The sequence below is a fragment of the Mariniflexile jejuense genome (assembly GCF_042675665.1).
Classification (GTDB): domain Bacteria; phylum Bacteroidota; class Bacteroidia; order Flavobacteriales; family Flavobacteriaceae; genus Mariniflexile; species Mariniflexile jejuense.
The window spans coordinates 71,647-84,479 of record NZ_JBHTJI010000022.1 but is presented as its reverse complement, the minus strand read 5'-3'; the positions used below and the strand labels follow the sequence as shown (position 1 = coordinate 84,479).

At 31.1% G+C, this 12,833-nt stretch carries 9 protein-coding genes; 2 read left to right on the top strand and 7 right to left on the bottom strand.

Going from position 1 to position 12,833, the window contains the following annotated elements; all coding sequences use genetic code 11:
- Positions 1-11 precede the first annotated feature (11 nt).
- A complete protein-coding gene (locus ACFQ1R_RS12050) occupies positions 12-743 on the bottom strand; it encodes a class I SAM-dependent methyltransferase (RefSeq protein ID WP_379926659.1) in 732 nt (243 codons plus the stop codon).
- A 248-nt stretch (positions 744-991) separates the two neighbouring features.
- Between ACFQ1R_RS12050 and ACFQ1R_RS12045 the strand changes: the two genes are divergently transcribed.
- Positions 992-2,149 carry a THUMP domain-containing class I SAM-dependent RNA methyltransferase gene (locus ACFQ1R_RS12045; protein ID WP_379926479.1) on the top strand — a complete coding sequence of 386 codons (1,158 nt, stop codon included), beginning with the start codon at positions 992-994 and terminating at the stop codon, positions 2,147-2,149.
- Between the two features lie 156 nt (positions 2,150-2,305).
- On the opposite strand, the gene ACFQ1R_RS12040 is transcribed toward ACFQ1R_RS12045, so the two are convergent.
- The 6 genes from ACFQ1R_RS12040 to rlmD form a co-directional block, all read right to left on the bottom strand.
- Complete coding sequence (locus ACFQ1R_RS12040; RefSeq protein ID WP_379926478.1) at positions 2,306-5,992, bottom strand: YobI family P-loop NTPase; 3,687 nt, start codon at positions 5,990-5,992, stop codon at positions 2,306-2,308.
- Positions 5,993-6,372: 380 nt separating this feature from the next.
- Positions 6,373-7,410: an agmatine deiminase family protein gene (locus tag ACFQ1R_RS12035; protein ID WP_379926477.1), complete on the bottom strand. Its 1,038-nt coding sequence runs from the start codon at positions 7,408-7,410 to the stop codon at positions 6,373-6,375.
- 150 nt (positions 7,411-7,560) lie between these two features.
- Positions 7,561-8,451 (bottom strand): carbon-nitrogen hydrolase, encoded by an 891-nt coding sequence (locus ACFQ1R_RS12030; RefSeq protein WP_379926476.1) that lies wholly within the window; start codon positions 8,449-8,451, stop codon positions 7,561-7,563.
- A 47-nt stretch (positions 8,452-8,498) separates the two neighbouring features.
- On the bottom strand, positions 8,499-9,230 hold the full coding sequence (locus ACFQ1R_RS12025) for a DUF6048 family protein (protein WP_379926474.1): 732 nt from the start codon (positions 9,228-9,230) through the stop codon (positions 8,499-8,501).
- Positions 9,196-9,738: a DUF6452 family protein gene (locus ACFQ1R_RS12020; protein WP_379926473.1), complete on the bottom strand. Its 543-nt coding sequence runs from the start codon at positions 9,736-9,738 to the stop codon at positions 9,196-9,198. Before ACFQ1R_RS12020 ends, ACFQ1R_RS12025 begins: the two co-directional genes overlap by 35 nt.
- Before the next feature lie 70 nt (positions 9,739-9,808).
- Entirely contained in the window at positions 9,809-11,218 is a 1,410-nt protein-coding gene (gene rlmD, locus ACFQ1R_RS12015) for a 23S rRNA (uracil(1939)-C(5))-methyltransferase RlmD (protein WP_379926472.1), read from the bottom strand.
- Positions 11,219-11,586: 368 nt separating this feature from the next.
- On the opposite strand from rlmD, the gene rocD reads away from it, so the two are divergent.
- On the top strand, positions 11,587-12,831 hold the full coding sequence (gene rocD / locus ACFQ1R_RS12010; protein ID WP_379926471.1) for an ornithine--oxo-acid transaminase: 1,245 nt from the start codon (positions 11,587-11,589) through the stop codon (positions 12,829-12,831).
- Positions 12,832-12,833 lie beyond the last annotated feature (2 nt).

Genomic DNA, 12,833 nt, shown 5'->3' with positions numbered 1-12,833 from the left:
AATTAATTATTCTACTTAAAAATCATTACCAAACGTTCAGATGATTTTGCATTAAACTTACGCAATTTATAGTCACCAAACACATCTAATAAATAAACATCTGCTTTTTCAAAAAGCATCTCAAAATCTGTTAAAGTAAAGGCTTTAACACGTTCTTGAAAGTTGTAATTCTCGCCATTGGCAGTAAAGCTAATATCTTTCACAATATAACCATCTTCCACATAACGCTTCAAATTAAAGGCAATGCCATCAACGGTTTTAACTTCTTCGGGCACTAAATTGGCAATAACAAATTCACTATTCATAAAATCAATAACACCAAAACCAGCATCGTTTAAGTCGGTTTTAATAGCTTTAATAGTGTTTAAATTATCTTCATCCTTATCAAAATACCCAAAACTGGTAAACAAGTTAAAAACAGCATCAAACGGTTTATTAAACGGTTTACACATGTCATGCACCTCAAAACGCAAGGTGTCATTTTCAAACTGTTTGGCAAATTTTATGCTATTTTCACTCAAATCGGCACCAGTAACATCAAACCCTAATTCGTTTAAATAAATGGCATGTCGTCCTTTGCCACAAGCTAAATCTAATATTTTACCACCTTCAGGAATATTTAAATAATTGGTAAGCGTATCCATAAAATGCTGCGCTTCCGTTTCATCTCTATCTTTATATAAAATATGGTAAAATGGCGTGTCAAACCAAGAAGTAAACCAAGTTGTAGTGTCTTTATTCATATCAACTTCCTGCGTAGGCAAGAATCTTTTTTTTATTTTTAGGGTTATCCCGAAAAAAATCGAGGTCAAGCTTTCTGCTATATCTTTTTTTCGTGCTTCAAAAAAAGGATGTCGCTTTAAATGCAAAGCATTCACGAATTCATTAGTTTAAAATATAAACAAATGCGTAATCGTTAACCCATTATAAGCAATAGCTAGTTAATTTACCGCAAAATTACGTTATTTTTGCAATCTATTCGAGATAAAAAATGGAAGAAAATTTTAATATGGTAGCCAAAACCCTATTTGGTTTTGAAGATTTATTAGCAAAAGAATTGACACAGCTAGGTGCACAAGACGTAAAAACAGGCGTTCGTAGTGTGTCTTTTTCGGGCGATAAAGGGTTTATGTACAAAGCAAATTTAGGCTTGCGTACAGCTATTAAAATATTAAAACCAATACATACATTCATTGTAAATAATGAACACGATTTGTATAATAACATATACAAAATGCCTTGGGAACAGTATGTAAAACCAACAGGAACTATAGCTGTTGATGCCACAATACATTCTGAGTTGTTTACAAACTCGCTATACATAGCACAAAAAACCAAAGATGCTGTTGTAGATAAATTTAGAGATACCACAGGCGAACGACCTAATGTAGATTTAAAATTTCCTGACGTAAAAATAAATGTGCATATAGATAGGCATCAATGCACTATTTCATTAGATTCATCGGGCGATTCTTTACATAAGCGTGGTTATAAAATAGCCACCAACATTGCACCTATAAACGAAGTATTGGCAGCAGGTTTAATTATGCTATCGGGTTGGGATGGACAAACCGATTTTATGGACCCTATGTGTGGCTCGGGTACCATGCTTATTGAAGCTGCTATGATAGCTTGTAACATACCACCAAACCTGATGCGAAAAGAATTTGCATTTGAACGTTGGAACGATTGGGATGTCGATTTATTTGAAAAAATTGAAGAATCGTTGCTTAATAAAACCCGCGATTTTCATTATAAAATAATAGGATACGATAAAGCACCAAGTGCCGTAACCAAAGCCATTGAAAATGTGAAAAATGCCCAGTTAGACGATTTTATAGCCGTAAAACACGAAGATTTTTTTAAAACCCAAAAAGGAGGCGACGAAAAACTACATATGGTGTTTAACCCACCATATGGCGAGCGTTTAAATATAGACATGCAGGAGTTTTATAAAAATATTGGCGATACCTTAAAACAAAGTTACCCAAATACTGATGCGTGGTTTATAACCAGTAACCTAGATGCTTTAAAACATGTAGGTTTACGCCCTTCTAGAAAAATACAGTTGTTTAACGCAAAACTAGAAGCACGTTTGGTTAAATATGAAATGTATGCTGGTAGTAAAAAGGGTAAGTATATGAAGTAGTAGGGGATTGGGGTTGCGATTATCGTGTTTGTATATGAAAAGTAGCGGATTTTCACGCACTAACTTTTCGGTTAAACACAGACCTTTTTTATATTTATTCACTTTCGCTTAAGCAATTAAAACGCTATTATTTTTATCTGTTGTTAGGCAATGTTATTATTTCCTTTTATGATTTACTCTCAATCCAAATAATCCATCTGAAAAACTTGAAATGTAACCTTTTCGTTTCAAATTAGTTAATAATTCTCTGTTATCGTGTGTGTCTTGAATTTTTGTCCTTTTATCTTTGTTTGTAATTTTTGCATAACTACTATCTAAATTGATTAAGAATTTCTCTATATAAGACTCATCAATGCTAAAAAGATTCTTGTTAAATAATTTAATTCTATTTATAATTGATACACTTTTGTCTAAAATTAAATCTTTTAAAAGCAACTCATTTATACGAAATGAACTATCATTTAATATAAGTTGACTTATTAATTTCAAATTTTCTGAGTTTAATGCAACAGTGTCATTTGAACAAGTGTCCAAAAATTTGAGTTTTTCTAAGTTGTTAAGTATTTCTGATTTTAAGATTAGCTCTAAATCATTTTCATCTAAAACAAGTTCATCAATTAGTTTTATAAACTCGGCCTTATGTTTCTCTAATAACTCAACGCTTAACTTTTTGTAGTTTTCCTTTAAGTTTTCAAAACTTTCAATTGTTGGTCTAATTACTCTGTTCTTTATTAATGAGTGAACTTTTTCCTCATCAAGATTAGCAATGTCTAAGTCGCTATACCAAAAAGGAATTGAATTTGTAATTAAATCAAATGATTCATTATTAATGTTGTTTGATTGCATTAAGATTTTGCATAATACACCATAAATATTTTCGTCATTAACTTTAGTAGGCATTTTTACTTCTGCTAATTTGTTAGCATTTTCAATAATATTAATGAAGCCAATAGTTGAGTCCAATATTTTATCTTCGGATTTTTTGAAAAAGAACAATAAGTTTTCCCATTTAGGCTCTATTTTATTATTTTCAATAATATATGACAGCAAACTATCATTTTCAACAAGTGAAATGTCAGAGATTTTTGTAGCTACTTTTTTTATAACTTCTTTTTTAAGTTTTAAACTTAAATCGGAATGATTTAATAAACCCAAATATGTTTTTTCTTCCTCATTAATATTTGTATCAAGCTTTAAGTAAATATTCTTTATATAGTCATTTATGTAAGCTTCTATGTAATTAATAAGACCATCAGATTTTGAGTTTTTAATTGAAGAATAATTAGAATTATCAAAGCTTACTTGTTCAAATTCACCATATTTTTTTATAAACTTACTAACCATTTTTTCGTTAATTTCATAATGATTATTCTTGTAAATAAACTCTAAAATACTTTCTGGGGAATTCTCAAAGTCTAAATCAATAAATTTTAGTTCTAAATCAGAGATAATATTTACTAGTTTATCATTGTTAGAAGTGATGTTTAAAATTTCAGGATTTTTTGTTAGATAACTTTTGAGATTAGATTGTTTATCTATTTTAATAATAGATTCAATATCTGCATATTCTATGATGTATTTTAACATTTTATTTAATTGTTCAGACAAATAAGTAACATCATTTACATAATATCCCCAAATACCAACCCAATATTCACTTAGAGTTTTAATAAATAGATTTAAATTTTCTGTTATTTCAATAAAACCATTTATAAATAGAATAGAAGTAGAGGATTCATCTTTTAATTTGGTGAAAACATATTCTAAAGGAACCTTATTAGTTCTATGATTTTTAAGTAAAAAATCTAATAAATCATAATTCAAGATAAATTCGGAGTCAAAATCAATTGGATTTATTTTTGGAATTATTTTATCAATTTTTGAAAGTTTATAGTCAAACTCTAATTTTTGTTTGTTCCTTACATTGATAATAAATTTATGGTCATTTCTTGTTATACTACCTTCGTGAAACAAAGAAATGTAATCAATATAATCTTCTGAGATATATCCATTTCTAATTATAGTTGTGATGAAATCTGCATTTAAGTTTTCATTTATATTTAGATCAATTTCTCTGTTTGATTGTAATAATTCAGAAATTTTTAGATTTCTAGTTATAATTTTTTGTTTCTCAAGCTCTTGTATTTCTTTTCTTAAAGAGTTAGACTTATTTGATTGAATATCAATAATTTCTTGTTCATTTAAATCATATGATTTAACGGGGTTTACTAATTTTTCAACTTCAGAAAAAGAAGAGGTAACTTTTTTTTCTTGATAATTAAGGCTGTTGCTATAATAATTATTAACGGGAGTTTGAAAGTAAATTTTATTCTCTTTTAAATATTCAAAATTTTCATCTTTTAATAAATCATCAATCGTGATAATTTTGTTATTAATGATAAATGAATTAAAATTACCTAACGTTTCGATTACTCTAATTATATATAATAGACGAAGTTCTTTTATGCTTTTGATATTTACCGATTCGAGGTTTTTAATCTCTTCTTTCAAAATAGATATTTTCTTTTCAATTCGATTGACTTCTTGACTTACATATTTTGATTTAGCGTTTAGAATATCATATAAGTAACCTTCATTTTTACTTAAAGAGACAAAATCGTTTGGATAGATGTTTTTATAAGTAATTATAGCGAATAATTTATCTTGATTTAATGGAGTTTCTCCTTGTTTTATTTTATACAAATAAAATTCATTAGTTATATTATGAAGTAAACGCATGTCGTCAATAAAAAAGGATATATCGTCAATAAAAGTTTCAGTTAAATTGTAACTATATTTTTTCTTTTTGTGTAGTAAAATTTCACTAGAATTTGATGAATTAATTACTGGAATAACGGGAATTATGAAATCAAAAAACTTAATCCTTTCATTGTCTGAAAACATATCGTCTCTTACGGCATATATGAATGTGATATTTTTCTTTTTGGTTTTTTCGGAGTTGTTTAATAGAAGGTTAATTTCCCTAAGCTTTGTGAAGATTTCAGTTTCTTCAAAACGGTCAAGGTCTTCTATGATTACAACATTGTAAGGTCTTATTGTAAAGAAATAAAGGATTTCATCTAAATGATGGTTTAATATAGATTTATTTATACTTTCTCCAATTCCTATTTCAGCATTTTGAAATTTAAGTTTATTAATTGTTATAGAGCTAATAATTCTAATAGATTTATATGTGATAAAGAAAATACCAATTAAAATTATTGATATGCTACTGTAATGTAATGTGTCACAAGTAAAAACACTTAAAGGATTATCTTTAAAAATACTTTGAATAAGATAAGGGTTAAAATAATTTAATAAAGCTATTATGAATAGTAAAATCCCAAGCGAGGTTAACAGTAATTTTTTAGCACCATAGCTTTTAATTTTTTTAAATCTTGAATCAGGGATATTTTTGTCATCTTCGTGATAAAAAATTTGTTGTAATATACTTGTTTCTATAAGCCTTAAAAGTTCTTCTTTATCTTTTTCAATAAGATTACCTTCTTCATCAAATTTTGGTTTTTTCTCTTTAAATGTTGCTAAAGAAATATTTAGAAATTTTAATTCAGTTCCCTTGTAGTTTTTTTGAAAAGTTTTCAGAATTGTACTTTTACCTGAGCCATAAGGTCCAGTGAGTGCAATGTTTTTGATATCCTCATCTTCACGATTTTCAAGAGCCCATTGTAGAGCTTTTGAGTAATGGCCTTCTTTATCACCGTTAGCAATCGGAGAAAGAGATGAATAATCTAACTTTTCTGCTTTTTTTTCGGAAAATTTGAAATGTAATTTTTCAAGTGTTTTTGAAGCAATTAATAAGAAATTAAGTAGCTTTTTTTTCATAGATGTTTTTTCATCATAATTGTGCCTAACGATATGATATAAAATAGTTTCAATGATTTATATCCACACGATAAGCGAAGTTAGATTTTTCTTACCAAAAAAGCAATACGTAGTTATACGTATTTATTAATAATGCCCGTCATTGCGAGGCACGAAGCAATCTCTCAAATTAAACCTTTACAGTTTTTAAAGCGTAATATATTATTGCTTTTTGTTAATAAATAGGGAGATTGCTTCATTTCATTCGCAATGACGTTCCATAGCGTCATTACGAGGGAAGCATGACCGAAATAATCTGTCTATTTTAAACTATAAACAAAAAAGGTAGCTATTGAAAAGTATCATGAGATTGCTTCACTGTGCTCGCAATGATGAGTATTTTACTGAGGTATTTGCTGGCTCAAGCAATGTAGTGTACCAAAGCCCCAAATAAAATCGGTGGCTGCAATACCAATAATGGCTCTATCAGGAAAACAATCTGCAATAATGTTAAGTGCAACACGGTCGTTAGCATCATTAAAGGTTGGTACTAAAACCGTTTTGTTTAGTATTAAAAAGTTGGCATAACTAGCAGGAATACGAATGCCATCAAACTCTAACGCTTTAGGCATTGGCAAGGTAACAATATTGGGTTGTTTACCGTTTTCTAAAGTGGCAGATTGCAAGCGTTTTAAATTATCTTGTAGTGGCTTGTAATTGGCATCAGTTTTATCGGTTTCAACAACGGTAACAATGGTATCGTCATTCACAAAACGCGCTAAATCGTCTATATGCCCATGTGTATCATCGCCTACAATACCATCGCCTAACCAAATAACGTTGGTTACACCTAAATACTGTTTAAAGGCAGCTTCGTAGTCTTTTTTAGTTAAGCCTGCATTTCGTACTTGGATGCTTGGGTGGAGTAGGCATTCCTCTGAAGTTAATAACGAGCCTTTTCCATTCACATCAATAGCACCACCTTCTAAAATGAAAGGTTTTCCGTTGTATATGGCTTGTTCCAATGGGATATTTAAAAAATTTGCAACTTTAGCAGGAACGTGCTTGTCTAAAGTATAGTTAGTATATTTTGCCCAACCATTAAAGTTGAAGTTTATGGCTTTTCGTTTATTTCCTTGTTTTACAATAATAGGTCCAGAATCGCGCATCCAACTGCGGTTGGTTTTATGAATGATAAACGACACATTTTTTAACTGTACGTGTGCCAATTCTAGCATGCCCGTAACTTTGGTTTTTAGTTTTTCGTTGGCAACAACTAGTATAACTTCTTCAACAGAAGCTACTTTTTTAATAAATTCAACAAACGCCCATTGTACTGCTTCGTATTTCCCAGGCCAATCGTTACCATTATGCGGAAAGCACAATAAAATACCTTGTTGTTTTTCCCATTCAGCAGGAAATATCCAGTTATCGTTCATTTTTGTTTTTTGTAATTAATACTATCTGAATTGTCACCTCGAGCGCAGTCGAGAGGTTATTTAACTTAATAACTTGAAAATTAGGTCTTGACTGCGCTCTACCTGACCATGTATTGTGTGTAAATTAATGCTTCAGCTATTATAAAACGACTATTTATCGATAACACGTTTGGTAATATCGCCGTAGTTTTCGATACGTCTATCACGTAAAAACGGCCAGTTTTGACGCACATTTTCTTGTAAACTTAAATCGACTTCGGCTATTAAAATTTCTTCTTTATCAACCGATGCTTGTGCTAAAATTTCACCCTGTGGACCAGCAATAAATGATGAACCCCAAAATTCGATACCGTTGGTTTCTGGTAAATATTTTTCTAAACCAATGCGGTTTGCTGCTGCCACATAAATACCGTTGGCTACGGCATGACCACGCATAACGTTCATCCAAGCACCTTGTTGGTTTTCGCCATATTGCGCTTTTTCTTGTGGATGCCAACCAATAGCAGTTGGGTAAAATAATACATCGGCACCTTGTAATGCTGTTAATCTGGCAGCTTCAGGATACCATTGATCCCAACAAATTAAGGTACCAATAGTTCCTTTTTTAGTAGGGAAGGCCTTAAAGCCAATATCACCAGGTGTGAAATAGAATTTTTCGTAAAAATGCGGATCGTCTGGAATGTGCATTTTTCTATACAAACCAGCTTCTGTACCATCGGTATCAATAATGTAAGCACTATTGTGGTACACACCAGCCATACGCTTTTCAAAAAACGGTACAATAATAACAACACCAAGTTCTTTGGCTAGTTCACTAAAAGCAATAAAAGATGTGCTATATAAAGGTTCTGCAAGCGAAAAATTTTCAACATCTTCACTTTGGCAGAAATAATGACTGCTATATAATTCGGGTAACGATATAACTTCTGCACCCTGTTTAGCAGCATCTTTAACCCATTGAATGCATTTTTTTAAATTGTTTTCTGGCGTATTATTCAAGTTTAATTGAATTACGGCTATTTTGTATGTGTTTTTAGGCATTACGTAAAATTGAAAATTTATACAAATATATAATTTTTAAAAAAGAACTATTTATCCTTCTTATAAAGCGGAATTCGGTATGCTAAACTATAACTAAAACCAGTACCAATACCGCTACTATCGTAGGTTTTATTAAACCCAGGAATGTAGAGGTTTTCAAAATTATTGGGTTCGGTTTCACTAGCCAACACTTTAAGTTGTACGTTTAAACCAAGATATAGGTTTGTTAATAATTCTGCTTTGATGCCAAGTATAATTTCTCCCCAAAAAGCGGTTAAACCGTTGTATTCTTTTAAATCGGTTGAACTAAATTGTGGCGACCAATATTGGTTTGTATTGTATATGGTATAGCTATTTAAGTTATGACTAAATGTACTGGCACCAACACGAAAACCTGCATAAATCATGTTATCCATATCTAACCAATTTTGATACATGTTATAGTCAATACCTGCTTTTAAATAGCTTCCGTTGGTTGTTACATTTAAATAATCGGTTGTGGTTTGTTTTTCTTCAATGCCTATTTCACCAGCTATATATAAACGCTTTTTTAGACGAAAATCTGCCGAAACTTCAAAGCCTGTATAATCATCATCAACAAAAGAGCGTATTAGTTTGCCAATATCGCCACCAACACGAAGTCCGTATTTTTCTTTAATTTTGATAGAATCTTTAGCTGTTTTTGAAATACTATCGTTTTGAGCGTTTATAGACACAGAAAACAAAAGCATACACGTTAGGCTACTAATGATATATGTTAAAATGTGTTTCTGTTTCATCTTCTACAGATTGGTTATCGTTTAAAGGTTGTCTTGATTTTATCCAGTTATTGCCATCAGGTTCAATAACAAATGTTACGTTTTTAAATATGGTTTTGTAGCCACAAGCGCGCGATACATAAACTTCTTCTCGGGTGTAATTTATTGTAATGGTATCTTTATTACCATCATAAAAATCGTCGCTGGTATCATCAGGCGTACCGTTGGTATTTATAAAAGCATCTTTAATAAGTATATATTGCGTTGTATTAGCATCGGTTTTTAAAGGCAGTTCAATTTTTGATGCCGATATAATACCATTTGTAAGTATAAAATCATTTCCAACACCACCAATTACTAATTTGGTAATTGCCTTTATGTTTTCAGGATTGTTAACATCGTAGGCTTCAATTATTAAATTAGGCGTTGTTGAGGTACTTGCAGAGCAAATATCGTCTGGTTCGCAACTTAACGTAATGCCAATGCCTACACAGGTTATTAGTATTAAAAGGAAACTTATTTTTTTCATTAATTTCTTTATTGTTTGTTGTTAAGTTGTTAGGATTTAAAAACAGCTAACCAGCTCTACGACTAACAACTTATCGTTTTTCCAAAAGCACTACATTTTCCACATGAAATGTTTGCGGAAACATATCAACAGCTTGGGTTTTTGTTACTTTGTACATCGCATCCATTAACTCTAAATCTCTAGCTTGTGTAGCACTATTACAGCTTACATAAACTATTTTTTTAGGAGCAATATTTAGTATTTGTTGTACCACATCTTTATGCATACCATCACGAGGCGGATCGGTAATAATAACGTCTGGTTGCCCATGTGCGGTTATAAATTCACTATTAAAAACATGTTTCATATCGCCTACAAAGAATTCAACGTTGTTTATGTTATTTAATTGTGCATTTTCTTTAGCAGCAGTAATGGCATCTGGTACAGCTTCAACACCAATTACTTTTTTAGCTTGTTTTGCAACAAACTGTGCAATGGTTCCTGTTCCTGTATATAAATCGTATACCAATTCGTCGCCTTTTAAACCTGCAAAATCTCTTGTTATTTTATACAATTCAAATGCTTGATTTGAGTTTGTTTGGTAAAACGATTTCGCATTTATTTTGAATTTCAAACCTTCCATTTCTTCAAAAATGTGGTCTTCACCTTTATAGCAAATAACGTCTTGGTCGTAAATAGTATCGTTTGCTTTTCCGTTGATGATGTATTGTAACGAGGTTATCTGAGGAAAGGTTTCAGCAAGAAAATCTAATAACAAAATACGTTTAGCTTTATCTTCTTTAAAAAATTGAATAACTACCATCACATCGCCAGTACTAGAAGTTCTAATCATCATAGTACGAAGAAAACCTGTTTGATTTCTGGTGTTGAAAAATTCAAACTTATTATCAAGTCCAAATTGCTTTACTGCATTTCTAATAGCGTTTGAAGGATCGGCTTGTAAATGGCATTTTTTTATGTCTAAAATTTTGTCCCACATACCAGGAATATGGAAACCTAAAGCGTTTCTATCACCCAAATCGGCATCCGATTGTACTTCCTCTAGCGTTAACCAACGACTATCACTAAACGAAAATTCCATTTTATTTCTATAGAAATATTGGTTAGCTGAACCTAAAATGGGTGTTATTTCAGGTAGTTCAATATGTCCAATGCGGGTTAAATTATTGGTAACTTCCTTTTGTTTGTAAAACAATTGGTGTTCATAACCCATATCTTGCCACTTGCAACCACCACAAACACCAAAATGTTCGCAAACTGGAGTTGTTCTTTTATTAGATAATTTATGAAACGTGGTAGCTTTAGCTTCATAATAGGCTTTTCTAGCTTTAAATGTTTGTACATCTACCACATCGCCAGGTACCGTATTTGACAGAAAAATAACTTTACCATCGGGTGCTTTAGCTATAGTTTTGCCTTTAGCACCAGCATCTAAAACTTCAATATTGGTGAAGGCTTGTTTTTTTGTTCTTTTTGACATGCTGCAAAAGTAATGAAACCTGTAAAGATTAACGATTTTTGATTAACGATTTTTGAATGCTTAGTTACAAAGTTTTAAAGTATTAAAGTTGAAAATAGGTTAATTGATAAAGCATTATATCAAACATTTGATAATCAGTATCTTTTAAATTTTACCACCTTGCTACTTTAAAACTTCAAATAATATTTATTAACTTGCATGTCTATCCGGGGATGATTTCTCTCCCACGCTGCTTTTTCGAATACTTCGAGAAAATAAAGGTACAGAAGGAATGGTTATTTTACTCGCTAAGCGAGATTTAATTAGATTTTTTTATGTTTTTTAATACGTAAAACAGTCTTTTAAAGCATTAACTTTAAATTAAAAAAATGGCTATTTTAGAACAATTAACTTCGCAACAGGCGATTGATTTAGAAAAAAATTACGGATCAAACACGTATCATCCATTACCAGTAGTTTTGAGTAAAGGCGATGGTGTATTTGTTTGGGATGTGAATGGAAAAAAGTATTATGATTTTTTATCGGCATATTCTGCTGTAAACCAAGGACATTGCCATCCAAAAATTGTAAATGCATTAATTAAACAAGCACAAACCTTAACGCTAACTTCTAGAGCATTTTATAATGATATGCTTGGAAAGTACGAAAAATTTGCGTGCGAGTATTTTGGTTTTGATAAGTTATTACCCATGAATTCTGGTGCCGAGGCTGTAGAAGCTGCGATAAAAGTATGTAGAAAATGGGCTTACGAAGTAAAAGGTGTTAATGAAAATAATGCTAAAATTATTGTTTGCAACAAAAATTTTCATGGGCGTACAACAACAATCGTATCATTTTCAAGTGATGATACAGCAAACAAAAATTTTGGTCCGTACTCAAACGGGTTTATAAACATCGATTTTGATGATTTAAACGCACTTGAAACTGTATTAAAAAACAATACGAATATTGCAGGTTTTTTAGTTGAACCCATACAAGGTGAAGCTGGCGTATATGTACCACAAGAAGGTTATTTGAAAAAAGCAAATGCCTTATGTAAACAATACAATGTATTATTTATTGCAGATGAAATACAAACGGGTATTGCCAGAACAGGTAAACTGTTGGCGGTAGACCATGAAAATGTAAAACCAGATATTTTAATATTAGGAAAAGCATTAAGTGGTGGTGTGTATCCGGTTAGTGCTGTTTTAGCAAATAATAATGTTATGAATGTTTTAACTCCAGGAACTCATGGAAGTACCTTTGGTGGAAATCCGTTAGCTGCAGCTGTTGCTATTGCCGCTTTACAAGTAATTAAAGATGAAAATTTAGCTAAAAATGCGGATGAATTAGGAAAACTATTTAGAAGTGAGTTAAACAAGTATATTGAAACGAGCTCCATAGTAAATTTAGTAAGAGGAAAAGGTTTGCTTAATGCTATTGTAATTAACGATACTGAAGATAGCAAAACCGCTTGGAATATTTGTTTAGCATTACGCGATAATGGTTTACTGGCAAAACCAACACACGGAAACATTATTAGGTTTGCGCCACCATTGGTAATGACTGAAGAGCAATTGCTAGACTGTGTTGCTATCATTATTAAAACACTTAAGCAGTTTGAAAATTAAAA